Origin of the sequence: Uliginosibacterium sp. 31-12 (assembly GCF_030548425.1) — a bacterium.
In the GTDB taxonomy this organism is placed as follows: Bacteria; Pseudomonadota; Gammaproteobacteria; order Burkholderiales; family Rhodocyclaceae; genus Uliginosibacterium; species Uliginosibacterium aquaticum.
The window spans coordinates 237662-263065 of sequence record NZ_JAUOOA010000003.1; the positions used below are offsets into that span (position 1 = coordinate 237662).

Below are 25404 nucleotides of genomic sequence, written 5' to 3' on the forward strand. Positions count from 1 at the left end.
CCCGTCCAGCGGAGCGCTTTGCATTCTGCTGCGACGCGCTTAGCCGCGCTGTGCTGCAATGAAGCCGGTGATCAGCTCCAGCAATTGCTCTTCCTGGAAGGGCTTGCCGAGATAGTTGTTCACCCCGATCTCCATCGCGTAATTGCGGTGCTTGTCCGCCATGCGCGAGGTAATCATGATGATCGGCACATCTTTCAGGCGGGCATCCGCGCGCACGTTGCGGGCCAGATCGAAACCGTCCATACGCGGCATCTCGATGTCCAGCAGCATCACATCCGGCTTGTACTCGACGAGTTGTTCCAGCGCATCGACACCATCCTTGGCAGTGACGACCTGGAAACCTTCCCGCTCGAGCATGCGGCTGGTGATCTTGCGCACGGTAAGCGAGTCATCCACCACCATGATCGAGGGGATACGCGTCTCGGCCGGCTCCTGATAGCCCGCTTCGAAGGCTTCCGCAGACTCGGCCAGCACTTCCGCCGGCACGCTCTGGCGAGCCGCCAGCGCCACCGGATTGATGATCAGCGAGATCTCGCCGTCAGCCAGCACCGTGGCACCCGAGTAGCCAAGCAAACGCACGAATTGCGGGCCAGCATTCTTGACCACGATTTCCTGGTTGCCACGCAGCTCGTCAATATGTACCGCAAGGGTCTGGCTACCAGCACGCACCAACAGCACCCAGTGATAACGACCAGGCTGCGGATGGGCGTGAAGATTGCCCAGCAGACGCGGCAAGTAGGTGAATGAATACTGAGTATCCTTCCACTCGACGACGCCCTTGGTACGAACTTCGTTGAGCGCGGCTTCCTTCAGTTCGAGCGCCTGCTCGACCATGTTCGACGGGATGGCGTAGGTACGCTCGCCCGATCGCACCAGCAAGGCCTGCGTGACCGCCAGCGTCAGTGGTAGGTGAATCAGGAAGCGCGAGCCCTGACCTGCATCGGAGAAGATCTCGATACGGCCGCCCACCGACAGCGTTTCATTCTTCACCACGTCCATGCCCACACCGCGGCCAGCAACGCCGGACACGGTTTCAGCAGTGGAAAAGCCGGGTTCGAAAATCAGTTGGGTGAGGCGATTCTCGTTCGGCTGCTCGTCGGCACCCACCAGGCCAGCGGCTCGGCCACGCGCCAGGATGCGGGCGTAGTCGAGGCCATGGCCGTCATCGGCCAGTTCCAGCGCAATTTCGTTGGAGAGCTGGGTCAGTTTGAGGGTGATCTGGCCGAACTCAGGCTTACCCGCGGCAGCACGCTGTTCCGGCGTTTCAATGCCGTGGGCAATCGCGTTGCGCAGCAAGTGTTCGATCGGCGCAGTCATGCGGTCCAGCACGCCACGGTCGATTTCGATTGAGCCGCCCTGGATGTCCAGGTTGGCACGCTTGCCGAGTTCCTTGGAAGTCTGGCGCACGACGCGGTAGAGGCGATCGGCGAGCTCTTCGAAAGGCACCATCCGCACACTCATCAGCGCTTGCTGCAGGTCGCGTGAGAGGCGGCCCTGGGCATGCAGCGCGGCATCAGCCGCGTCGAGATTACGCAGAAGGTTCTGCTGGATGGTAGTGACGTCACCCACCGACTCGGCCATGAAGCGGGTCAGCTCTTGCAGACGGGTGAAGCGGTCGAACTCGAGCGGATCGAAGTTGGCGTGGGTCGATTCTGCCGCCGCAATACGCGACTGCATTTGTGACTCGGCCTGAATTTCCACCTCACGCAACTGGTTGCGCAAGCGAATCACGTTTTCGGTGAGATCCAGCAGGGAGCGACGCAAAGAACGCAGCTCACCCTCAATCCGGGTTCGTGCAATCGACACCTCACCCGCTTCGTTCACGAAGCGGTCAATCATGTCGGCACGCACCCGCAGCGGAGCGCGCTGCTGGGTCTGGCTGGCTTCCAGCTCATCGAAGACCTGAGTCGGCAGCGGCTGCTGGGCCGCACGCGGAGCTGCAGGCTGCGCAAGCCCCGCTTGCGGCTTAGCCGGCTCAGCCGGGACCTCCGTCACAGAAGCCGACGGCGGCGCGGAGATCAGCTCAAGCTCAGCCTCCGCATTACTGACGTCTTCGTCGGTTACAACCGGAGCCTGCGGATTCTTCAGTGCCTCGATCATCGCACTGATATGGTCCAGACCATTTTCCAGATCATCGACCAGCGCTGAACCGGTCTGCCCATTGTGCAAGGCAGATTCGAGATGGCTTTCAAGGTTGTGGATGTACTGCCCCAGACGCATGGCACCAGCCATCCGCGAACTGCCCTTGATGGTGTGCAGATGGCGTGCCAACGCTTGCTGAAGGGCGGTATCCGCCGGATTGGCGCGCATTTCGCGCAGCACGGCAGCCATAGCGTCGGAAAGCTCGTCGGCTTCCTCAAAGAAAATCGGCAGCAATTGATCATCAAGATCATCTTGCGGCCCCGCTGCCGCCTCTTCAGGCGTCGGGGCCACCGGCAGAGCCGCCGCAATCTGGATTTCAGCCGGCGCCTCGGGCACTTCTTCGGCAAGCGCTTCGACGATCGGCTCGGCCACGACTGGCGCCACGACAAGGTCGGGCTTCGGCGCATCCAGCAGTGCCGGATGCAGTGCCTTGAGCTGTTCGATCAGATCGGGCGCCTCGACCGGCATCACATGATGCACAACCTCTGCCAGCATCCCGTCGAGGGTCAAGATGGCCGTTCCGAAAACATCGGTCTGACCTGCCTCAGGCGGCACCTCGACATCGGTGAAACGATGCAGCGCGTGTTCCAGCGCCTTGCCAAGCGCATAAGCCGGCTCAATGCGGGCCGTACCGGAAATGCCGGCCAAGGTATGCGCCGCACGGATCGCATCGATGGTCGGCACGCGCAGCGGGTTGTTCGACAGGCGGGTGTGCTCATCGAGCAGGTTGTCCAGCAACTGGCGCGCTTCGGCAATGTAAAGATCGTAGAGACCGCGTGAGAGGGTCTGATCGCCAATGCTGACTTCATCCCCGGAGAGGCCTTCAAGCGGATCAATACTGCTTGCTGCCACCGGTTCCGGAACGCTCAGGGCGCCAAAATTCAGTTCAGGCAGATCAATCCCATCGTCACCATCGTCGATGGCAATCTCTTCGAGAGGCTCTTCGCCTGCCTCAGCAGTCGCAGCGGCCCCAGCCCCCTCAAGTACGGGAAGCTCCGCAACAACGTCGAGCTCTGGCGCAGCCAGCTCGGCCGTTTCGCTCGGCAATTTAACCTCGATTTCAGTCGTCGGGCCTTCGTCCGCAGAGGCAGCATCAAGTTCAGCACCCTGCTCGTCGATGACCGGCAGGTCGATGTCGATATCGAGCTCGATTTCCGGCGTATTGGGCGCGGCCACTTCGGCAGTTTCTTCGCCCATCTCCAGCGTAGCAAGAAGGCTTTCACCAGCAAAATCGGTGGCGCTCAGGTCAAGCACGGTCTGCGGCTCATTACCCGCTTCGATCAGGGACTCGAGATCCGGCGTGGTCATGGACGCCGTCAGATCCAGCTCCAAATGCTGAGCAGATTCTTCTGCCTCGGCTTCAGCCGCTTCCAGCACCGGCAGCTCGAGTGCGCTGTCATCACTGTCGAGATCATCAAACTCCAGATCCAGCTCGGCCGTGGCCGCAGCGATCGGCTGCGCCTCGAAACGACCAAGCTGCTCCTGTGCCGCAGCGTCACCCGCTTCCGAACCGAATTCTTCAGTGAAGGCACGCAAGGCGTCGCCCTCGAAATCGGTAACGGCCAAGTCGACCACGGTATCGTGCCGTTCGCCGGAAGAAATCGAGGCCAAGTCCAGTTCCAGCAAAGTGCTGGTGAGATCGAGCTCGGAAGCGCCCGCAGCCGGGGCTTCTTCAGGCGCATCTTCGAGGATCGCCGGCTCTTCCGTCAGCGCACCAAGTGCAGGTACTTCCAGGTCAAGATCAATGCTTTCCGGCTCGGCATTCGCTTCAGCGAGCACTGGCGCAGCAGCAGCCACACTCACCACCGGCGCTTGCTCGTCGGCCGGCACATCCAGCGAGGCCAGCAGGGCTTGCGCTTCGGCAATCAGGGCGGTGGCATCACGATGCAGGCTGCCGCCTGCCTCAAGCTGCTCAACCCAGGCTCCGAAGGTCAGACAACCGTGGTCGAGCAAGGAAACCAGACGCGCATCCGCGTCTTTCTCCAGTTGCAGCCAGCGATTCATCGCCATTTCGATGTAGCGCGCCGCATCGGAGAAATCATTCAGGCCCACCATGCGGCTGGAGCCCTTGAGGGTATGGAAGCCGCGCCTGACCGTCGTCAGGGCATCGAAATCATGGGCTTCCGAGACCACCTTATTGCGATGTTCGGCAATCGTGGCGAGCACTTCGACCGCCTCTTCAAGGAAGATCGCGAGCAGCTCGGCATCTACCTCCTGGTCGCTGGCCTCCAGCAGACGGGCTGTTTCTTCGGAGTGCTGCGGGCTTGCTGCCGGACTTACACCGGCCAGCGCCTCGGCGAGCTGTTCCTGGGTGGCATCGCCAGACTTGAGGCTGGCCAGTGCATCCTTGGCCTTCTGCTCCAGGCCCGAATCCGCCACCAGCTGTGCATCTTCGCGAATGGCTTCAAGACTGCTGACCAGCTGCTCACGCAGGAAGGCATCTTCCGGCGCTTCCTTGAGGGCTTCCACCAGGTTTTGCGTCTCGCGCGTTTCACGCTGCAACTGCGCTTCCACCGTGGCGTCCGCCGCAGCGACCAACTCCTCGTCGACGCGTGCGCTTCCCGGATTGAGGAAAGATTCAAGTTTTGCCGGGCCGTTTTTCAGGGATTCAACGTAGAAGCCCAGTGCCGAAAGTTGATGCGCAATCGTGTCACATTCGTCCTGCGCCGGCGGCTCGTCCTGTGCGCCCAGCGCGCTGATGGCAGCGGCGTTGTTGCGCACCAGTTCGACTGCCTGCATCTCGCCAAGCACGGCAAAAGCACCTTCGATCTGCTTCAGCGGGGCAGCCAGCGAGGCGAGGCTGTCACGTTGCTCGGGGCTGCGGAAGAAACTATCCAGGGTCTGCTCGATCTGCCCCAGATTGGTCAGAATCTCGCGCGCCAGCTGGTTGAAGAAGAGACGTTCCTGAGCCCGACGCGAGGCTTCGCCAAAGGGGGCGAGATCCAGCTCCATCACCAGATCACCGCGCACACGAGCAGTGAACTGGGTGCACAGCAGATCAACCTGCTTGCGCAGCAAGGCCGGGTCGGCATTCGGCGATTCGCAGGCCTGTTCCACCACCAGCAGGCTGGTAGCCACTTCCATCGAAAGGTCGTCGGAGAGGCGCAGCGGATCGGCACGCAGCCATTCGATGGCCTCGCGCAAAGCGGTCAGCAGACGGTCGACCTGGGCCAGGCGCATCGGTTCGACGCGTGACACCAGCTCGCCCAATTGCTCCTGAAATTGCGGTAGGGCCACGGCAGCCCCGGCGCAGAAGCGATTCCAGGATTCCTTGGCCTGTTCCAGCACTTCGCGCACGCGCAGCACATAGGGCTGGCGCAAAGTGTCGGATAGTTCTACATCGGACGCCGGCAGGGCACGGTCCAGGCCGTAGGTACGGCGCACAGCCTGCGCGTGCTCGGAATCGAAACCCGCGGTCGCGACGAAATACAGCACATCGCGCACCAGACGCTCCGCTACGATCTGCGAACCTTCAAGCAGGCGACGCATTTGAGTGTCGATGCGACGGCACAGACGCTGCGCCGGACGATCAGCGGGAATGGCCTGCAATGCCAGGCCTTCGAAGAAGGCGATGGACGCCCACCAGAACGCACGCGTGGCCGGCAGGGACTGGATTTGCTCGATGCGGTGTACCGCCGTGAGCATCTCCATCGGACCCGCCTTGTCCTGCGGCTTGCGTAGCCAGGTCAGCAAGCCCTTTTCAAAACGCCCACGCAGCACGCGCAGTTCGTGCGCAGCCCGCTCAGGCGCAAGAGACTCGGTACTGGCCAGCTGCGGACGTACCGACAAATCAGGGAAAAACAGTTCTGAGGGCTGCGGGGCTTCGCCACCGCGGGCGCTGACCAGTTCCTGATAGGCTGGGAACAGGCGCAGCGGCTGGTGCGGCGCACCAGCGGAAATCTCGTTGATGTAATTCCCCAGCATACCCACGCTGCGCATGGCGAGCGCCAACAGGTCGCTGCTGACAACCAGCTCGCCTGCTGCCAAGGCAGAAAGCAGCTTATCGATGGCTTCAGCAAACTGGGATACACCATCCAGCCCAACGATGGACAGCGCACCGCTGGCCTGGTGGACATGGCTCTGTGCAAAGCGCAGCGGCTCGCGCTGGGCAGGGTCGGCCTGGACTTCGGCAAGACGCTCACGTGCAGCACTCAGGGCTGCATCGATTTCGCCCTTCACCCAGGTCAGCGGGCCGACATCAAACTCGTTCTTTTGGCTCATCTATTGCCTCGTAAGGAGACTCAGCAAGGCCACCGCAGCCCCGGCCGGCGGCCGGGGGCAGTGATCGGCGCGACCCCGGGGCCGCACCCGCCACTCATCAGACCTTGAAGCCCGACACCGAACCCTTGAGTTCAACGGCGAGGTCAGCCAGCTGGCCGATCGACACAGCGGACTGTTGGGTACCGCGCGTGGTCGATTCATTGATCGAGAGAATGCCGCGCATAGCTTCGGACACTTCGGTTGCCACGTTGGCCTGACGCTGCGTGTCGGACGAAATCTTTTCAACCAGGGTTGCCATTTCCACCGACACGTCGCCGATCTCGGACAGGGCCTGACCGGCCGCATCGGACAGTTTGGCCCCTTCAACCACGTTGCGGGTCGAGTTTTCCATAGCGGCCACGGCATCGCCCGTATCCGTCTGAATGGTCTTCACGATGGCCGCGATCTGCTTGGTAGCTTCAGCGGAACGTTCTGCGAGGCGCTGCACTTCTTCCGCAACCACCGTAAAGCCGCGACCGGCTTCACCGGCGGAGGCTGCCTGAATGGCAGCATTCAGAGCCAGCACGTTGGTTTGCTCGGTAATGTCGGAAATCAGTTCCACGATTTCACCGATCTCCTGTGAAGATTCGCCGAGGCGCTTGATCCGCTTGGAGGTTTCCTGGATCTGCTCGCGAATTTCGTTCATACCCTTGATCGAGTTCTGCACCGCATCAGCACCCTTGCGCGCGGCCTCCAGCGAGCGGCGGGCCACCTGCGCGGTCTGCAGCGCGGAGCCGGATACGGCGGTCATCGAGCGGGCCATTTCCTGCACCTGCGAACCGGCCTGAGTAATTTCACGCGACTGGCGCTCGGAAGCGTCGAGCAGCTCGCCCGACAGGCGCTGGGCGGATTCGGTTGCGATGGTCACGCGGCCGGCCGCATCGTTGATTCGGCGCACCAGCACGGAGAGTTCTTCAATCGTGTAGTTCACCGAGTCGGCGATGGCGCCCGTCACGTCTTCCGTAACGGTTGCGCGGATCGTCAAGTCACCGTCAGCCAAGTCACCCATTTCGTTCATCAGACGCAGAATGGCCTGCTGGGTGTTGTTCTTGTCAGTCTCTGCCTCCAGGCGCTGACGGTCTGCCTCATCACGACGCACGGCCAAGTCGTTGTTATAGACCCACACCAGCGCAGCCAGGGCCAGCAAGGACAGCGGGCCGAATATCATCAAGCCGATGATGTAAATGTTCAGGCCGGTATAGGCCTTGTTGTACGCAGCCGACAGTTCATTTACTGCCTCCAGCAACTGGGTGGATTCCTGGAAAATGGTGATACCGGCGCGCTTGGCGGTCAGCAGCGGCTGCACGTTGGCCAGAATGCCGCCGACAGCGAGCTGGTGCTTGGTTCCGTAGAGCTTGAGACTTTCGTATTTCTCTGCGGCTTCACCGCTGGCCATAGTGCCGCCCAGCTTCTCGAGGAGCTCTTCGAAGCTGTTGGAGTCACGCCCGAGCAAGAAGATCACTTCCGGATCCACCGTTTCGGCGGCGAGCAGGGCGTTGGCATTCTTGGCCATGCGCTGCGAGAGCATCACCACCTGGTTGGCCGTTTCGATATCGGTGGCGGAGGAGTGGCCTTCCAGCTTCAAGCGTGCCACCTGCTCAGCGAAGTCGAGCAGTTGGGCATTATTGCTGTTGATGCTGGCTACGGCCATACCCAAACGTGTGATCTGCACCTGCTGACCAGCAACGTCCTTGGCTTCCTTGTTGAGCTTGTTCCACAGTTCGGTCGTGGTATCAAGCTGCGGCTTCACAGCACGCGGCGAACTCGGCACGGCCAGACCATCAATTTCGCCACCTTCTGTAATCGCCTTGAGAATGCCTTCGAATTTCTCGCGGCTATCCTTGAGCTCCGAGAAACCGGTACGACCACCGGTCACGGCCAACTGAGCAGCCTTGGCAAGAATCTGCGACAGCGTGCCCATCTGCCCGGACGCCGACACGAAGGAGGTACCTTCTCGACCGGAACGGATCTGCAGGAAGGTCAGTGCCACCACGACAGCCACCAGCACACCGAAGATCGTGCCAAGAATGCGCAACTGCTCATTCAGCGGCTTGGCTCCGATCACAGGCAGCGCCCAGCGGCGGGCACTGCCGGGCGTGGCGACCGTACGATCGATCACGGTGGCGCGGCTGTCCATGAGAGTGGAGTCAGCTGATGCGGCCTTGCTGGTGAAGCGGCTCAGGAAGCCAGGAAGTTTCAGTGCCATGCGTGTGCTCCGATTGGTGCGGGCGTTGATGTCTTGGTTGTTCGGCAGTGGTGCAGATGCGCGCCAGAGAAAGAAGAGTCTGAGAACTTCATGTCAGCGCAGGTCGGCACCCGCATCAAGAAAGCGCGGATCCGACAACAGCGGACGCACCACGAGTTGCTTCCACAGCCGATTCTGGTGGTCACGCAAGGCGCCGCCGATCCATGGCCGGGAATCAGTGAAGCTCTCATCCACCTCGAAATCGTCCGGGTTGCGCAAGCCCAGCGCACGCGACACCAGCAAAGCGGTGTGCAGGCCATGCTTGGCGCCAATCAGCATCATGCGCGAGTCATTGGTAAGTGGCGGCAGCGGATCGCCGCAGAACGCGGCAAGATCAACCACGCTGAAAAGATTGCCGCGCACGTTGGCCAGACCGCGAAACCAGTTCCGGGTCAGCGGCACTTCGGTGAGGCTCGGAGCAGCGATGATTTCGCCAGCGTCAGAAAGATCCACCAGCCAGTTTTCACCACCGGCGGTTACCGCGAGCAAAGCCGAACGGCGCCCGGAGGCGCTCATTTCGGCGAGCCGCTTGGTCAGATCCTGTTGAAACTCCCGCAGGCTGATGCGCTTGGCCATTCAACAGACTCCCGTATGAGTGATCAGCCGATGGCCTGAATCTTGCGGAGCAACTCTTCAAGATCGAGCGGCTTGGTCATGTAGTCGAAGGCCCCCTGACGCATGCCCCAGATTTTGTCAGTTTCCTGATCCTTGCTGGTGGTCATGATGATCGGGATCTGGCGCGTGGTTTCCTCACGCGAGATGGTACGCGTGGCCTGATAGCCATTAATGCCGGGCATCACCACATCCATCAGGATCAGGTCCGGAATCTCGGCCTTGGCCTTGGCCACACCCTCTTCACCGTTATCGGCGGTCACCACCGAAAATCCTTGCTTGGAGAGGAATTCGATCAGAGCGAAACGCTCGGTGGGGGAGTCATCAACGACCAGGATTTTCTTGATTGCCATGCTTGAACCTCAAACAATGAATATGTCAGCGTTGTTCGCGCGCGGCCATGTGTGTCGACACAGCCTTGAGCAAACTATCTTTCGTAAAGGGTTTGGTCAGGTACTCGTCAGACCCCACCATACGCCCCCGGGCGCGATCGAACAGACCGTCCTTTGAGGAGAGCATGATGACCGGGGTGGACGCGAAACGGGGATTCTTCTTGATTAGTGCACAAGTCTGATAACCATCGAGGCGCGGCATCATGATGTCGACAAAAATCAGGTCCGGGTGATGGTCTGCAATCTTTGAGAGGGCATCAAAGCCATCTTCAGCCAACAGCACCTGGTATCCCGCCTGGGCCAGGAAGATCTCTGCGCTGCGGCGGATGGTGTTGCTGTCATCAATCACCATCACCTTGGTGCCAGAGGCTTCAGCTCGTTCTGCCAACGTCAAACTCCTCTCAACCCTTCTGCATGCCGGAGATGCAGAGAAGTATTTGTTCGTACCGCGTGCTGCATACCCTGCAGCCCCTACTCCACGCGCTTTGTATGGCAAATATACCAAACTTGCAAGCCTACGCGGCCTGACAAGCATATTTGCATTCAAGGAGCGGGAAGACCTGTATCAATTTTGGGAGCTTGACTTCGCTGCCCTATCTCGCTGCATCGCGGGCGCGGGCCCCTTATCAGGTAAACTCGGTACCTTACCGCGTCCTTGTTACGGGCCCGTCGCCCGCACGCCTACATGCCGACTCACCCAGCCCCTCATGCCGTTCTCAGCTTTGCCGTTTCCGACCCCAGTGGCGGAGGAGGCTTGCAAGGCGGCCTGCTCACCATTGCAGCCCTCGGCGCCCATCCATTGTCGGTGCTGACCGGCATCTCGGTGCGCGATAGCGTGCGCAGCGAGGGCCTGCAGGCGACGGATGGCGACTGGGTCGCCGATCAGGCACGCGCCCTGCTGGAGGATATGCCGGTACACGCCTTCGTGATCGGCCAGCTGGCCAGCCCCGAGAATGTCACCGAAGTTGCCGACGTGCTGACTGATTATCCGGATCTGCCGGTAGTTTTCGCTCCGGATCCGGGCTCCGCCGGTGATCCGCTCGCCGAAGAGGAGATGCTCGAAGCCCTGTGCGAGCTGCTGGTGCCGCAATCCACCGTTCTCATCGCGGATGGCGAGCTGGCCCGGCGCCTGACCAGCGACGAAGAAGAGCAGCAAGAAAGTGACATCACCAGCGCAGAGTACGCCCGCCGGCTGCTTGAATTCGGCGCCGCCCAGGTCTTGCTGACCGGAGCGCGCGAACCCGGCCCCCAACTTGTCAACACCCTCTATGGCAGCACCGGCGTGCTGCGCACCGATGCCTGGGAACGCCTGCCGGGCAGTTTCCACGGTGCAGGCGACACGCTTGCCGCCGCGCTCGCCACCTTCCTCGCCCAGGGCATGGAGCTTTCCGCCGCCGTGCACGCAGCCCAGTCCTACACCTGGCAGGCCCTAGCCCAAGGCTGGCGTCCCGGCATGGGCCCGAGTTTTCCGAATCGTTTCTGCACTTGGTCGCGCCCATGAAACGCGGCCTCTACCTTGTCACGCCGGATCTGGACGACAGCGCCCGCCTTCTGGACATCAGCCGGACCGCGATCCGCGGCGGCGCCACGGTGCTGCAATACCGTCACAAAACGGCTGCTGCAGCCCTGCGACTGAAGCAAGCGCGGGCACTACGCGCCCTGACCCACGAGCTGGGGATCAGCCTGATCATCAACGATGACCTGCCGCTGGCCCTGCAGGTAGCTGCAGATGGCCTTCACATCGGTCGGGAGGATGGCGAACTGGCCGCTGTACTGGCGGCGGCGCCCGGTCTGCCGGTCGGTGTTTCCTGCTACAACGATTTTGAACGCGCGCGCACTGCGCACGCTGGCGGCGCGGCCTATGTCGCCTTCGGTGCGATGTATGCCTCGCTCACCAAGCCCCAGGCCCCTTCCGCACCAATCGACCTGATCCGACGCGCCAAACAGGAGCTCGGCGCAAACGTGGCCTGCATTGGCGGCATCACGGCGGCCAATGCTGCGCCGCTGGTCGCCGCGGGTGCCGATTGGATTGCGGTGATTACCGACATTTATCAAGCCGCTGACCCGCAGGCGCAGGCCGCGAAGATCGCTGCACTTTTCCGATAACGCGTGGGCTCGCCAAGCTCACTCCACACTTCCGGATCTCCCCGCCATGTCAAAGAACGCCGAACTCTTCGAACGCGCCCAGCGCAGCATCCCCGGTGGAGTGAACTCCCCCGTCCGCGCTTTCCGCTCGGTCGGCGGCACGCCGCGCTTCCTGACCCGCGCGCAGGGCGCTTACACCTGGGATGCCGATGGCAAACAGTACGTCGACTACGTCGGCTCCTGGGGCCCGGCGATCCTGGGGCACGCCCATCCGGAAGTGATCGAAGCCGTGCAGCGCGCGGCGATAAATGGTCTCTCCTTTGGTGCGCCGACCGAGGGCGAAATCGAAATGGCCGAGCTGCTGATCGAGCTGCTGCCTTCTATCGAAATGGTACGGCTGGTGTCCTCCGGCACCGAAGCCACGATGAGCGCGATCCGCTTGGCCCGTGGCTTCACCGGGCGCGACGCCATCGTCAAGTTCGAAGGCTGCTACCACGGCCACGCCGACAGCCTGCTGGTGAAAGCGGGTTCCGGCCTGCTGACCTTCGGCAACCCATCCTCGGGCGGCGTACCGGCCGATTTCGCCAAGCACACGCTGGTGCTGGATTACAACAGCATCACGGCGCTGGAAGAGTGTTTCGCCACGCGCGGCAAGGACATTGCCTGCGTAATTATCGAACCGGTGGCCGGCAACATGAACCTCGTGCGCCCTTCGCAGGAATACATGGATCGTCTGCGCGCGCTGTGCACCGAGCATGGCGCAGTGCTGATCTTCGATGAGGTGATGACCGGCTTCCGTGTCGGCCTGCAAGGCGTGCAGGGCTTGTACAAGATCACACCGGACCTCACCACGCTAGGCAAGATCATCGGCGGCGGCATGCCGGTTGGGGCCTTCGGCGGCAAGCGCGAGATCATGGAATGCATCGCCCCGCTGGGCACGGTGTATCAGGCCGGAACCTTGTCCGGCAGCCCGGTCGCCGTCGCGGCGGGCCTCGCCACGCTGCGCCTGATCCGCCAGCCCGGTTTCTACGAAACACTCACCGCACGTACCAACGCGTTTGTCGATGGCATGACTGCCGCGGCCGCCAAGCACGGCCTCGCCTTCTCGGCCCAGGCCGTCGGCGCGATGTTCGGGCTGTATTTCAGCAAGAACGTGCCGCAGAGCTTTGCGGACGTAATGGCTTCGGATCGCGAGCGCTTCAACCGCTTCTTCCACCTGATGCTGGACGCTGGTCACTACCTCGCGCCCTCAGCCTTCGAAGCCGGCTTCGTGTCGGCCGCGCACAGCGAGGCGGATATCACTGCAACGCTTACGGCAGCTGACGCCGCCTTTCACGCGCTGTAAGGGCGCTCAGTTCGGGGCGTGTGGATGCTCCGCGCCCTGATGGGGGCGCTGCGGCCACTGCGACACGATCATCGCCCCGATCACCAGCGCCCCGCCGAGCATGGCCCGCAGGCCAAACGCCTCCGCCAGCCACCAGGCCGAAAACACCGCCGCGAAGAAGGGCTCCAGCGCATACACCACCGCCGCCTGCACGGCACTGGCGCGAGCCTGTGCCCAGGTCTGCAGGATCAGGATCAGGCCGCTGCAGATCACACCCAGATACAGCAATTCCGGCCACACCTGCAAAGCACCTGCGGCCTGCGCCGGATAGGCCGCCCCCTGCAGCCACCACTCCACGCCGATCCACAAGGGCGTCAGCAGCGCCATCACCACGGCCTGGGCGCCAGCCAGCGCCAGCGCCGGATGGCGCGGGGCGAAGCGCTCCATGCCCAGCACGTAAAAGGCAAACGCCAACGCACAGGCAAAAGTCAGCGCGTCACCAAGCAGGCTGGAGCCCTGCTCGTAGCTCATCACCACGATGCCCGCCCCCGCCAGCACCACGGCCACCCACACCGCCGGTCCGATCCGTCGCCCAAGCAGCGGCAGGAGCAGCGGCACCATGATTACGTTGAGGCCGGTGATGAAAGCATTCCGCCCGGCGCTCATCAGCGTGAGGCCCAGCACCTGGAGCACGAAACTGGCAAACAGCGCTGCCACCAGCAGGGCCGCATCGCGCCACAAGCGACGATTGCGCCAGTCGATGAAGGGCGCCAGCGCCAGCGCCGCCAGCGCCCAGCGCGTGCCCACCATCAGCCCCGGCGGCATCTGCTGCGACACAGCCTTCATGGCCGGGAAAGTGGTCCCCCAACAGAGGGTGACAAGCAACAGGACCAGGCTGGCAACAACAGGCGTGCGGGAAGCGGACATGCGACAGGAAGGACAAGAAGCAAAGGCGGATTGTGCCATGCGTCTGCGTATCGACTGCCGTCGCGGCAGGGCCGTGGCGCCCGGATGCTACAATCCGGCCTGTTTCTGCGGGCCGTCCATGCGGCCCGCCGCCATTTTCCGGCCCCAGCCCTCGCCCACATGCCTCTCTTCGCTTTAGGCCTGAATCACCACACGGCGCCCGTCGCGATCCGGGAGCGTGTGGCCTTTCCGCCCGAAAGCCTGATCGAGGCCTTGCAGGGCTTATTGGCCGAGGGGGTGGCGCAGGAGGCTGCGCTGCTATCCACCTGCAACCGCACCGAGCTTTACTGCAGCACCGACAATCCGGAGGCCGCCGCTGACTGGCTGGCCCGGCGACGCGACGTGGCGTTGCGCGACATTGCGCCCTTCCTCTACACGCTGCCCGAGCAGGAAGCCGTGCAGCACGTGTTCCGCGTCGCCAGCGGGCTGGATTCGATGGTCCTTGGCGAGCCGCAGATTCTTGGCCAGCTCAAGGAAGCCGCCCGCCTCGCCGATTCCGCCGGCACGCTGGGCGCCAATCTGCACAAGCTCTTCCAGAACAGCTTTGCGGTCGCCAAGGAGGTCCGCTCCTCCACTGCCATCGGCGCCAATACCGTCTCGATGGCAGCCGCAGCCGTGCATCTGGCGGCCCGCATTTTCGAGCGCATGAGCGACACGCGCATCCTCTTCGTCGGTGCCGGCGAGATGATCGAGCTGTGCGCGGCCCACTTCGCCGGCAGCCAGCCGCGCAGCATGAGTATCGCCAACCGCACGCTCAGCCGTGCCGAAACGCTGGCGAGCCGCTTCGGTGCCGAAGTTCTGCCGCTCGAAGCCCTTGCCGATGCCTTGCCGCGCCATGATGTGATCATCAGCTGCACCGGCAGCCCACTGCCCCTGATTGGCCGCGGCATGGCCGAGCGTGCGCTCAAGATCCGCCGTCGCCGCCCCCTGGTAATGGTCGATCTGGCTGTGCCACGCGATATCGAACCTGAAGTAGCCACGCTCTCGGACATATTCCTGTACACCGTGGACGATCTCGCCCAGATCGTCAGCAAGGGCATGGAATCGCGCCAGTCTGCCGTCGCCGAGGCCGAAACGATCATCCGCAGCCGGGTCGATGGCTTCCAGCACTGGCTGGGTAGCCGCGATGCGGTACCCACCATCCGCCAGCTGCGCGAGCATGCCGACAACCTGCGCCAGGCCGAGCTGCAACGCGCTCAGCGTCAGCTCGCCCGGGGCGAAGATCCGCAAGCCGTACTCGAAGCCTTCAGCCACGCCCTCAGCAACAAGCTGCTCCACGCCCCCACGCACTTCCTGAATCATGCTGAAGGCGAGCGCATTGCCCCGGCCGTGAGCAGCGTGCGCGAAGTGTTCCAGCTCGATCAGTCCGGGGCTCATCCACCTCGTCAGGATTCATGAAACCAGGTATCCGCGCCCGTCTCGAACAGCTCGCCTTCCGCCTCGAAGAACTCGAAGGCCTGCTGGCGTCCGAGACCATCACGCAGAACATCGACGCTTTCCGCAAGCTCAGCCGTGAGCACGCCGAGCTGGGTCCGATCATCGGGCTCTGGCAGCGCTTCGTACAGGCCGAAGCCGATGAGCAGAGTGCCCGCGAAATGCTCGCCGACCCGGAAATGAAGGAGTTCGCCCAGGCCGAACTGGAGACCGCCCAGTCCGCTCAGGCCGGCATCGAGCACGCATTGCAGCTGGCCTTGCTGCCCAAGGATCCGAACGACGAACGCAACCTCTTCCTCGAAATCCGTGCAGGCACCGGTGGCGATGAAGCGGCCCTGTTCGCCGGTGACCTGCTGCGCATGTACACCCGCTACGCTGAACGTCAGGGCTGGAAGGTAGAGCTAGTCTCGGTCAGCGAATCAGATCTCGGCGGCTACAAGGAAGTGATCGCCCGCGTGGCCGGCTTCGGCGCCTTCTCGCGCCTCAAGTTCGAATCCGGCGGCCATCGCGTGCAGCGCGTGCCGGCCACCGAAACGCAGGGCCGCATTCATACTTCGGCCTGTACCGTGGCCGTGATGCCGGAAGCAGATGAACTCGCCGAGGTGAGCATCAATCCGGCCGATCTGCGCATCGACACCTTCCGTGCCAGCGGTGCCGGTGGCCAGCACATCAACAAGACCGATTCGGCCGTGCGCATCACCCACCTGCCGACCGGCATCGTCGTCGAATGCCAGGACGACCGCTCCCAGCATCGCAACAAGGCCCAGGCCATGAGCGTGCTGGCGGCCCGTATCCAGGACGTGCAGCTGCGCGAGCAACAAGCCAAGGAAGCCGCCACGCGCAAGAGCCTGGTCGGCAGTGGCGATCGCTCCGAGCGCATCCGCACGTACAATTTCCCGCAGGGGCGAATCACCGATCACCGCATCAACCTCACGCTCTACAAGCTTGATGCGGCGATGGAAGGCGAGATCAATGAGCTGATCGACGCCCTCATCACCGAGCACCAGACCGAGCTTCTCGCTCAGCTCACCCAGGACGATTGATCGTCTAACCAAGGAGACAAGCAGTGACGCATACCCTGAAAGCAGCCGTTCTCGCCGTAGCCGCCACCCTCACCCTTGCCGCCTGCGGCGACAAGACCCCGGCCGACAAGGTCCTGACCAAGGTGAACGGCAACGTGATCAGCACCGATACGCTGGATTGGCTGATCAAGGAACAGGTTCCGGCCGGCACCCCGGTGGACGATTCCCTGCGTCTGCGCGCCCGCGACCACCTGGTCCAGCGCGCCGTGCTGCTCGAAGCCGCCCGCACCGCCAAGCTCGATCAGCAAGCCGACATCAAGATGCGCATGGAATACGTGCGCGACGAACAGCTGGTCAACGCCTACATCAAGGACTGGCTCGCCAAGAACCCGGTGACCGACGAAAAGGTGAAGGCCGAGTTCGACAAGCGCATCGCTGAGGCCGGCGACACCGAATTCAAGGCCCGTCACATCCTCGTCGAGAAGGAAGAGGACGCCAAGGCCCTCATCGAGAAGCTCAAGAAGGGCGGCAAGTTCGCCGATCTGGCCAAGGCGTCCAAGGATCCGGGCAGCGCCGCCACCGGTGGCGACCTGGGCTGGGCCCGCCCCGCCACCTTCGTGCCCGAGTTCGCCGAAGCCCTCAAGGGCCTGGAAAAGGGCAAGTTCACCGAAACCCCGGTCAAGAGCCAGTTCGGCTATCACGTGATCCTGCTCGAAGACGTGCGCAAGATTGCGCCGCCGCCGATCGAATCGATCAAGCCGCAACTCCAGCAATCCCTGCAACAGGAAGCGCTGGCGGCCTACATCAAGGATCTGGTTGCCAAGGCCAAGATTGAAGACAGCAAGCCGGCCGAACCCAAGGCCGCAGCCTCGCAATGAACGATCTGCCCGTCACCCTGGGCGACGCCCTCGCCCGGGCGCGCGGGCGCATCGACCCGGTTGATGCGCGCATCCTGCTACGCGAAGCCAGCGGCGCCACCACGGCGCAGCTGATCGCCTTTCAGGAGCGCGCGCTGGCCCCAGGCGCGGCTCGTTGCTATGCCGACTGGCTGGAGCGGCGGGCCGTTGGAGAGCCGGTCGCGCACATTCTGGGCTGTCGCGAGTTCTACGGCCGCCCCTTCCGCGTCAGCCCCGCCACCCTGATTCCGCGCCCAGATACCGAACTACTGGTCGAACTCGGCCTGCATCAACTCGCCGGCCGGCAAACCCCGCGCATCCTCGACCTGGGCACCGGCAGTGGGGCCATTGCAATCAGCATCGCCCTCGAATGTCCGCAGGCCGAAGTGTGGGCGGTGGACTTTTCCCCCGCCGCGCTCGAAATCGCCCAGAGCAATGCCCTGGCGCTCGGCGCACGGGTGCAGTTTCAATCCGGCAGCTGGTTCAGTTCGCTGAACGCGGCGCGCTTTGACTGCATCCTGAGCAACCCGCCCTACATTGCCGAAGCAGATCCGCACCTGAGCCAGGGCGACCTGCGCTTCGAGCCGCTCACCGCACTGGCCTCCGGCGCAGATGGCCTCAACGATCTGTGCCACATCATCCACAACGCTCCCGAGCATCTGGAAGATGGCGGCTGGTTGCTGCTCGAACATGGCTACGACCAGGCCGAGGCAGTACGCGCCCTGCTCGAAGATGCAGGATTCCGGGGCGTGCATTCCTGGCACGATCTGGCCGGCATTGAGCGCGTCAGCGGCGGGCATCTCTGAGTCTGACGGCGGCGGGTTTACGGCGGCCGGAAAAGTCCGATAAAATTACTCGGGTATAAAGCGCATTCCCCCAGCGCAGGAGAACCTCGATGAGCACCGCCCAGGAAAAGATCCACGCCACCGTTACCGGCAACCCCGTCGTCCTTTACATGAAGGGCACCCCCACTTTCCCGCAGTGCGGCTTCTCGTCAGCCGCAGCACACATCCTCAAGCTGTGCGGCGTGACCAACTACGTCGCCGTGAATGTGCTGGCAGACGATGATGTGCGCCAGGGCATCAAGGAATACGCCAGCTGGCCGACCATTCCCCAGCTCTACATCAAGGGTGAATTCGTGGGTGGCAGCGACATCATGAAAGAGATGTACCAGTCCGGCGAGCTGCAGAAGCTGCTCGAAGGCATTGCCGGCTGAAGAGTTGGCAAACATGAAAAAGGCGACCCGCGGGTCGCCTTTTTTTCGGCCGGAACAGCTTACTTGGCCTGCTTGACCAGGTAATCCACCGCCGCCTTGAGCTCTTCGTCGCTCAGTGCTGGATTGCCGCCACGCGCTGGCATCGCATTCTTGCCATTGGTCACGCTCGCCACCAGGGTGCTCAGCCCCTGCGCGATACGCGGAGCCCAGGCGGCCTTGTCGCCGATCTTCGGCGCGCCGGCAGCGCCCGTGCTGTGGCAAGCGCCACAGACCTGAGCGACCACCTGTTCGCCGGATTTCGGTGCCCCACCCGTCGCGGCAGCTTCAGCCGGCGCAGCCGCCGCCAGCTCCACGCGCGCCACCGGCTGGATCAGCTCAGCCGTCTTCTCTTCATCCACTTTGGCCTTGCCGCAAGCCACCAGCGTTGCGGCAGCAATCAGGGCCAGCAGCAGCGTGGCCGGACGGAAGCTGTTCATGGGAAAGTCCTTTGCTCTCAGGGCAAAACTTGAATTATTGGCGCATCCGACACGATTCGAACGTGCGACCCCTGCCTTCGGAGGGCAGTACTCTATCCAGCTGAGCTACGGATGCGCGATTGAGGCCCGCATTCTACACCGAGCTGCCGCCGGAAGGCTTGCAAAGCGTGTGGCAGTCCGGCAAGCCGCTACAAAGCGGCCAGAAACGCATCCACCTCACGGCTCCAGATCTGCGTGGCGCCCTTGCTGGCAAAGAGACCATGGCCATCCTTGCCATAGGCCGGCTGCAGCACAAAGCGCCCGCGCCCTCCCGCCTGCTCGAACGCCTCGAACCAGCTGCGGGTGTAGTCCGGCCCGAAGAACTGGTCGTTTTCAACATAGTGGAACAACACCGGCACCCGGGTGCTTGCGCCGAAGCGGGCGAAAGTGGCGGCCATGGCGCCCTCACCACAGGGCACCGCAGGATGCTTCACCGGATCTCCACCACGTCCGCCCGAGAAATTCAGCACGGCCACAACGCCGGCCGGTTGCAGGCTGGCCGCCGCGATGGAAGCAAAGCCCCCCGCCGACTGCCCCGCCAGCACCGTGCCCTCAGTCCGTACCCAGGGCAGCGTACGGGCATACGCCAGCGCAGCCAGCACATCCCGTGCAGCCTCCATGCCGGCTCGGAAAAACTCATTCGAACTGCAACGCGCATAGGATTCGGCATAGTCGCCACCACTCGCACCATAGCCGCGCCGGATCGGCACAATCACCGCATAGCCACGCTGCACGAATTCGCGGATCTGCACGATCTGGCGATAGCGCCCGATCCTGGGTCGGTCAGCCGCCGAGGGCGGATTGCCATGGCTCAGCACCAGCAAGGGGAAAGGCCCTGCACCATCGGGCCGGAACAGGGTCGCCACGATCTGGCGCGGCTCTTCGCCAGGCGCCAGCGCAGCGACCGGCAGCTGCACGATCTCTTCATGCAGGCTGACGTCCAGCACCTCCTGAGCACTGGCCGCCCGGATCAGGCCCAGCAGCAAGCACAGCATTCCCAGCAGGACCCGCATGTTCATTCCTTCGGCATGAAAATGCGGATTCTACCCACTCAACCAGTACTCAGCTTCATCCCCACCACGCCAAGGATGACCAGCGCCATCGAAGCGATCTGGCCGTTGTTGAGATGATCGCCGAACACCATCGCGCTGAAGATCGCCACGCCCACGGCCCCCAACCCGGTCCACACCGCGTAGGCCACACCAGCCGGAATGCCGCGCATGGCGAAGGACAGCAGGGTCATATTGGTTGCCGTCAGCAGCACGGAAGCCGCGATCGGCCAGATGCCAGGCTGGTGATGGATCCATTTGAGGCTCAAGGCCCACAGGATCTCCGTGATCACCGCGATGAACAGGACGAACCAGTAATTGAACATTGCACGCTCCCATGACGCAACGGGGCTCGTACTCAACACACCGCGCTCCCCGGAAACCCTGAAGAAAGGAGCGCTGCGCGTGGCCTTGCGCCACGTGAAAGGGGGCGGATTATGCCACGGAACCCGCCACGCCCCGCTCAGGCCCTGGCCAGGGCAATCAGGCCGATGGCCAGGATCGCCAGCCCGATCGCCACACGATTGAGCCGCGAGAGCCGCTCGCCGAAGGCCAGCACGCCCACCAGCGTGCCCAGCACCACCACGCCGATGTTCATGCTCGCAAACACCACCGCTGGCTGGCTGGCCAGGGCGCGGTGAGCCTGCACATAGAACAAGATGTTGCCGAAGTTGAGTGTCCCCAGCAGCAGGCCAGCTGCGCCATTGCGCAGGGTGAGCCGCCCCTGCCCCGTTTTTTGCCCGCGCACAGCGCGGATCAGCAGCCAGCTCGCCATGCCGACAAAGGCCAGAGCAAAGCTGACCTGCAAGGACGCAGCGAAAGGCGTTCCGGCGGCGGCAATATGCTTGAGCATCACGTCGACCAGCGCGAACCCAGCCCACACCGTAAGCAGCAGCGGCCAGGCCGCGCCGCCTTCGCTCGCCGCGCTGCGCTGCGGCCGCCACACAATCCCCAGCACAGCTAACAGGCCCAGCCCCAGCCCGGCCAGCTTGAGCAGGCTGGCGGTTTCTCCAAAGAGCAGGAAGGCCGCCAGCAGGGACAAGAGCAAGGACAGGCGCTGAGCGATATCGGTCAGCACGATGCCGGCACGGCGCACGCTCGCCGCCAGCACCAGGAACAGGGTCGGCAACACCACGGCCAGACCCAGCAAGGAAGGCCAGGGGGCACCCGGCTGCTGCAGGCTGCTCAGCGAAGGCTGGAGCAGAAACCAACACAGCACGGATGCCGCCAGATAATTCCAGCCAACCGCCTGGGCCACATCAATTTCATGGCGCCGGGCGAGCTTCAGCAGCACGGCGACAAGCACGCTGCAGGTGGCGGCGAGAAGAACGTAAAGCATGGCGGCGCTTCCGGAACACGGGGGTCGCCATTGTGCCGCAGAGTGCGGCCAATGGATCTGGCTCAAGGCGCGGATGAGGACAGAACCCGTCTTCCGCCAGCGCGCTTAAAATGCCGGCCTGCACAGCCTGGAACCTTTCAGGCGCCGTCACGCCAACCAATACAGGTAATCGCACCATGGGCGCTCAGTGGAAAGCCAAACATAAAGACATCGCCGCCAACGTCAAAGGCAAGATTTTCGGCAAGCTGGTCAAGGAAATCCTCGTCGCCGCGCGCGGCGGTGCCGACCCAGCGATGAACTCGCGCCTGCGTCTGGCGGTGGAGCAGGCCAAGAAGGCTTCCATGCCCAAGGACACGCTGGAACGCGCGATCAAACGCGGCGCGGGTCTCACCGACGAGCCGGTCAGCTTCGAACACGTCATCTACGAAGGTTTCGCCCCGCATCAGGTTGCGGTGATGGTCGAGTGCCTCACCGACAACGTGCGCCGCACCGCGCCCGAAATGCGCGTGCTGTTCCGCAAGGGCCAGCTCGGCACCTCCGGCTCGGTGGCCTGGGACTTCGATCACCTGGGCATGATCGAAGCCGAAGCGGTCAAGGCCGGCGTCGATCCGGAAGAAGCCGCCATCGAAGCCGGCGCGCAGGATCTGGAGGCTGGTGATGAGGCGGGCACAACCCTCTTCTATACCGATCCGACCGAGCTCGATCTGGTCAGCAAAGCGCTCGCCGGTCAGGGCTTCAACGTGCTCTCGGCCAAGCTCGGCTACCGCCCCAAGAACCCGGTCAGCGCTGCCAGCCTGAGTGCCGAAGCACTGGAGGAGGTCGAAGCCTTCCTCGCCGCCATCGATGAAAACGACGACGTACAGAACGTTTACGTCGCGCTGACGGACTGAACCTCGCCGGCTCTGTCACCACCTCAGGGGCCGCATTTGCGGCCCCTGTGCATTGCAGCGCCGCGTCTTGCCGAGGGATCAAAGTCTTTGCTTGCTGCATCCGGACAAACGATGCGCGGCCCCGCGCTGACGCGGCATACTGACCTCATCGCAGCAGACAGGAGAAGCACGATGCGCATCGCAGTTTTCGACACCCATCCTTACGATGAACGCGCCCTGAGCGAAGCCAACGCCAATGGCGCCCATCAGCTCGAATTCTTCGAAGAGCGGTTGCACGACAAGACCGTGGAACTCGCCGCTGGCTTCGACGCCGTCTGCCCCTTCGTGAATTGCCGCCTCACCGAGCATGTGCTGCAGCGTTTAGCGGAGCTGGGCGTCCGCCTGGTAGCCCTGCGCGCGGCCGGTTTCAATGGCATTGACATCGCCGCAGCCGAGCGCGCCGGGATCGTCGTGGCACGCGTGCCGGCCTACTCGCCGGAAGCCGTCGCCGAGCACGCCTTCGCGCTCCTCCTGACCCTGGTCCGCAAGACTCATCGCGCCTACAACCGCGTGCGCGAGCAGAATTTCTCGCTCGACAATCTCGAAGGCTTCACCCTGCATGGCAAGACCTACGGCTCGCTCGGCGCCGGCCGCATCGGCCAGTGCGCAATGCGCATCGCCAGGGGTTTCGGCTGCAAGCTGATCGCCTACGACCCCTACGAAAATCCCGCCACCGCGGCCGAGATCGGCTTCGAATATGCGAGCCTGGAACGCGTGCTGGCCGAGGCCGACGTGATCTCGCTGCACCTGCCGCTCACCGAACAGAGCCACCACATCATCAATGCCGCCGCATTGGCGCAGACCCGGTGCGGCGTGATTCTCATCAACACCTCACGCGGCGGCCTGATCGACACGCCAGCGCTGATCGAAGCGCTCAAGAGCGGCCAGGTCGGTGGCGTGGGGCTGGATGTGTATGAAATGGAAGAAGGCGTGTTTTTCCACGACCTCTCCGATCGCCCACTGCAGGATGACCAGCTGGCCCGCCTGATGACCTTCCCCAACGTGCTGATCACCTCTCACCAGGGCTTCCTCACGCGTGAGGCCCTCAACGCCATCGCCCAGACCACGCTGGCCAGCGCCAGCGCCTTCGAGCGCGGCGCAGAAGTGATCAACCGGGTGCGACTGGGTTAGGTCTTTGCCGCCGGCCCGGTGTCAGCCAGGCTCTGGATCCGCGTCAGCAACTCAGGCTGGGGGTAGAACTCGTAGGCATTGCCGCGCTTGCCCTTGATGAATAGCCCGAGAGACTCCAGGTCCAGCAAGTCGGCACGTGCCGTCTGATAGACCACGCCGTGCGTGTTCTGGTGCGCATCGATGCGCAGCGGCGTAGACGGGTGTTTCAGGGCGCTGCGCAGCAAGGAAATCTGCCGGTGGTTCAGGCGGAAGCGCAGAAACGGAGACTTGTCCGTCAGCAACTGCTCGGTATCCTGCTGCTCGCGGGTCTTGCGCGCAATGTAGGCGTGCAGGGCCGTGATCGCCCGGCGGATGGTGCCCAGCTGATGAATCAGGAAGTAGCTGGTGTCGCCATGATCCGTTTCGGTATGCAGATAGGCTCGCACATACCGGGCGGGCGCCTGCTTGATGATGTGCGAGATCGACACGAACTCCATCAGCCAGTAGCCACTGCGCGCCATCGCCCAGTAGAACAAGGCGCGCGCCGTACGCCCGTTGCCATCCACAAAGGGATGGTCATAGCCCAGCATGAAGTGCAGCAGGATCGCGCGCAGAACCGGATGCACGAAGGGCTGGCTGTTCTCGTCAGCATTGGCAAACGCGCACAGCGCCTCCAGCCGGCCCGGCAGCTCGGTGAAATCCGGTGGGGTGTGGAGCGTGCTGCCATCGCGCTGGTCGATGACCTGCACATCATTGCCACTGCGCAAACGCCCGGCATCCTCCGGGCTCTCCAGGGTATCAACCGTCAGCAGGCGATGCAGGTCCAGGATGCGCTGTGGCGTGATCGGCTCATCGCGCAGCTCCCGCAGGTATTCCATCGCCCGGTAATTGTTGAAAATCATCTGCTCGCCATGGTCCCGCGGCTGACGCCCTTCGCGCAGCATGTCTGCAGCCACCTTGCGGGTGGTGGCCGCACCTTCCAGCTGGCTGGACGTAATGGCCTCCTCGATCAGCGAAGCAAGCAGATAAGGCTGCCGGTTCTCATGGATCGGCGCCCCCTCCGGCGCCCGGATCTGGCCGGCCGCATCACGGTCAATATGATGCAGATCGATCAGGACAGGCTGGGGGGTCGCAAACCGGAACGGCTGCCCCTGCACATCCAGCAAGGGCAGTTCATACAGCAGGGGAGCCCGCCCGAGACAGGTCGCCGCCCACCACTGCTCATGATTCAGGCCCTCAGGCGGCGTGCGATAGCGCAGATCCTCCTGATGCAGATAGCGCCCGGCCGGCAGCGGATTGGCGTGCTGAGCAATCAGCGCCAAATCCTCAGGCTGGGCCAGCGAAGCAAATACATCCTTGAGTGCGGGAGGCGTGCGAGGGATGCGCATTTTCTACTAATTCAAATTTAATTTAGTAGAAAGTAGCAACTCACTCCGGCAATGTCTACTAATCATCAATTAAATTAGTATTAACTGACCTCTACGCACGGCGCCCCCCTGGTTTGGAGTTGTTCCAGACAATTAAAGTCGAAAAAAAGAGGCGGAAAGCCTTGTCCCGTGGGTGTTTCGTGCGTTCAATCCAGACGGAAATGGGCGAACGCAGCCAACTCGTAAGCGGCGCGCATGTCGTGCTCAGCGTCAGCCGCGACGCCAACGGCAAACTGACGAGCGAACGCCTCACCGTCGGCAAGGATGGCAGCACGCCTATGTGAGCCCCAGCTCAGCGTCCCCCACGCCATACCGGCCCAAGCCATTTCGGACGCCGCCATCAGCGCACCGATATAGCCGTGCGGATGCTGCACACCCTCGGCGCTCAGCGCGCTGATCGGCGCGATACCGATATGGGCCGTGGAATCGAGCTGCACGCCC

At 63.1% G+C, this 25404-nt stretch carries 22 protein-coding genes and 1 tRNA gene; 10 read left to right on the forward strand and 13 right to left on the reverse strand.

What is annotated here, in order from left to right:
- Positions 1–39 precede the first annotated feature (39 nt).
- The 5 genes from Q3Y64_RS08220 to pilG all read right to left on the reverse strand — a co-directional run bounded on the left by Q3Y64_RS08220 (position 40) and on the right by pilG (position 10003).
- On the reverse strand, positions 40–6363 hold the full coding sequence (locus Q3Y64_RS08220) for an Hpt domain-containing protein (RefSeq protein WP_303560861.1): 6324 nt from the start codon (positions 6361–6363) through the stop codon (positions 40–42).
- 97 nt (positions 6364–6460) lie between these two features.
- Positions 6461–8608 (reverse strand): methyl-accepting chemotaxis protein, encoded by a 2148-nt coding sequence (locus tag Q3Y64_RS08225; protein ID WP_101942086.1) that lies wholly within the window; start codon positions 8606–8608, stop codon positions 6461–6463.
- Between the two features lie 93 nt (positions 8609–8701).
- On the reverse strand, positions 8702–9223 hold the full coding sequence (locus Q3Y64_RS08230; protein ID WP_101942087.1) for a chemotaxis protein CheW: 522 nt from the start codon (positions 9221–9223) through the stop codon (positions 8702–8704).
- 23 nt (positions 9224–9246) lie between these two features.
- Positions 9247–9612 (reverse strand): response regulator transcription factor, encoded by a 366-nt coding sequence (locus Q3Y64_RS08235; protein ID WP_101942088.1) that lies wholly within the window; start codon positions 9610–9612, stop codon positions 9247–9249.
- A 25-nt stretch (positions 9613–9637) separates the two neighbouring features.
- The gene (gene pilG, locus Q3Y64_RS08240) at positions 9638–10003 is read right to left on the reverse strand and encodes a twitching motility response regulator PilG (RefSeq protein WP_101942243.1); all 366 of its coding nucleotides are present in this window, start codon (positions 10001–10003) and stop codon (positions 9638–9640) included.
- A 333-nt stretch (positions 10004–10336) separates the two neighbouring features.
- Here pilG and Q3Y64_RS08245 point away from each other — a divergent pair, with 333 nt between their 5' ends.
- Genes Q3Y64_RS08245 through hemL form a run of 3 tightly spaced genes read left to right on the forward strand, consistent with a single transcriptional unit; the run spans position 10337 to position 13081 of the window.
- A complete protein-coding gene (locus Q3Y64_RS08245; protein WP_303560865.1) occupies positions 10337–11152 on the forward strand; it encodes a hydroxymethylpyrimidine/phosphomethylpyrimidine kinase in 816 nt (271 codons plus the stop codon).
- A complete protein-coding gene (gene thiE, locus Q3Y64_RS08250; RefSeq protein WP_303560867.1) occupies positions 11149–11757 on the forward strand; it encodes a thiamine phosphate synthase in 609 nt (202 codons plus the stop codon). The genes Q3Y64_RS08245 and thiE overlap by 4 nt, the downstream gene beginning before the upstream one ends.
- A 46-nt stretch (positions 11758–11803) precedes the next feature.
- Positions 11804–13081 carry a glutamate-1-semialdehyde 2,1-aminomutase gene (gene hemL, locus Q3Y64_RS08255; RefSeq protein ID WP_303560869.1) on the forward strand — a complete coding sequence of 426 codons (1278 nt, stop codon included), beginning with the start codon at positions 11804–11806 and terminating at the stop codon, positions 13079–13081.
- Between the two features lie 6 nt (positions 13082–13087).
- Here the strand turns inward: hemL and Q3Y64_RS08260 are convergent, their stop codons facing one another.
- Positions 13088–13987 carry a DMT family transporter gene (locus Q3Y64_RS08260; RefSeq protein ID WP_303560871.1) on the reverse strand — a complete coding sequence of 300 codons (900 nt, stop codon included), beginning with the start codon at positions 13985–13987 and terminating at the stop codon, positions 13088–13090.
- Between the two features lie 159 nt (positions 13988–14146).
- On the opposite strand from Q3Y64_RS08260, the gene hemA reads away from it, so the two are divergent.
- The 5 genes from hemA (at position 14147) to grxD (ending at position 18594) form a co-directional block, all read left to right on the forward strand.
- Complete coding sequence (gene hemA, locus Q3Y64_RS08265) at positions 14147–15424, forward strand: glutamyl-tRNA reductase (protein WP_101942244.1); 1278 nt, start codon at positions 14147–14149, stop codon at positions 15422–15424.
- Positions 15421–16503: a peptide chain release factor 1 gene (prfA, locus tag Q3Y64_RS08270; protein WP_101942093.1), complete on the forward strand. Its 1083-nt coding sequence runs from the start codon at positions 15421–15423 to the stop codon at positions 16501–16503. Before hemA ends, prfA begins: the two co-directional genes overlap by 4 nt.
- Positions 16504–16526: 23 nt before the next feature.
- Positions 16527–17360, forward strand: a complete 834-nt coding sequence (locus Q3Y64_RS08275) for a peptidyl-prolyl cis-trans isomerase (RefSeq protein ID WP_303560874.1) — start codon at positions 16527–16529, stop codon at positions 17358–17360.
- Complete coding sequence (prmC, locus tag Q3Y64_RS08280; protein ID WP_101942095.1) at positions 17357–18184, forward strand: peptide chain release factor N(5)-glutamine methyltransferase; 828 nt, start codon at positions 17357–17359, stop codon at positions 18182–18184. Before Q3Y64_RS08275 ends, prmC begins: the two co-directional genes overlap by 4 nt.
- Positions 18185–18273: 89 nt before the next feature.
- Positions 18274–18594, forward strand: coding sequence for a Grx4 family monothiol glutaredoxin (gene grxD, locus Q3Y64_RS08285; protein ID WP_101942096.1), 321 nt, complete (start codon positions 18274–18276; stop codon positions 18592–18594).
- A 59-nt stretch (positions 18595–18653) separates the two neighbouring features.
- Here grxD and Q3Y64_RS08290 read toward each other — a convergent pair whose 3' ends face one another.
- The 5 genes from Q3Y64_RS08290 to Q3Y64_RS08310 form a co-directional block, all read right to left on the reverse strand.
- A complete protein-coding gene (locus tag Q3Y64_RS08290; RefSeq protein ID WP_101942097.1) occupies positions 18654–19070 on the reverse strand; it encodes a cytochrome c5 family protein in 417 nt (138 codons plus the stop codon).
- 38 nt (positions 19071–19108) lie between these two features.
- Positions 19109–19185, reverse strand: a tRNA-Arg gene (locus Q3Y64_RS08295).
- Positions 19186–19258: 73 nt separating this feature from the next.
- Entirely contained in the window at positions 19259–20122 is an 864-nt protein-coding gene (locus Q3Y64_RS08300) for a S9 family peptidase (RefSeq protein WP_303560879.1), read from the reverse strand.
- 38 nt (positions 20123–20160) lie between these two features.
- Complete coding sequence (locus tag Q3Y64_RS08305) at positions 20161–20484, reverse strand: multidrug efflux SMR transporter (RefSeq protein ID WP_303560881.1); 324 nt, start codon at positions 20482–20484, stop codon at positions 20161–20163.
- A 137-nt stretch (positions 20485–20621) separates the two neighbouring features.
- A complete protein-coding gene (locus Q3Y64_RS08310; RefSeq protein ID WP_303560883.1) occupies positions 20622–21497 on the reverse strand; it encodes an EamA family transporter in 876 nt (291 codons plus the stop codon).
- A 176-nt stretch (positions 21498–21673) separates the two neighbouring features.
- On the opposite strand from Q3Y64_RS08310, the gene Q3Y64_RS08315 reads away from it, so the two are divergent.
- Positions 21674–22387: a YebC/PmpR family DNA-binding transcriptional regulator gene (locus Q3Y64_RS08315; RefSeq protein WP_101942245.1), complete on the forward strand. Its 714-nt coding sequence runs from the start codon at positions 21674–21676 to the stop codon at positions 22385–22387.
- 171 nt (positions 22388–22558) lie between these two features.
- The gene (locus Q3Y64_RS08320; protein ID WP_303560907.1) at positions 22559–23557 is read left to right on the forward strand and encodes a 2-hydroxyacid dehydrogenase; all 999 of its coding nucleotides are present in this window, start codon (positions 22559–22561) and stop codon (positions 23555–23557) included.
- Here the strand turns inward: Q3Y64_RS08320 and Q3Y64_RS08325 are convergent.
- Entirely contained in the window at positions 23554–24924 is a 1371-nt protein-coding gene (locus Q3Y64_RS08325) for a Fic family protein (RefSeq protein ID WP_303560909.1), read from the reverse strand. The genes Q3Y64_RS08320 and Q3Y64_RS08325 overlap by 4 nt on opposite strands.
- 185 nt (positions 24925–25109) lie before the next feature.
- Positions 25110–25400: a hypothetical protein gene (locus Q3Y64_RS08330; RefSeq protein WP_303560911.1), complete on the reverse strand. Its 291-nt coding sequence runs from the start codon at positions 25398–25400 to the stop codon at positions 25110–25112.
- Positions 25401–25404 lie beyond the last annotated feature (4 nt).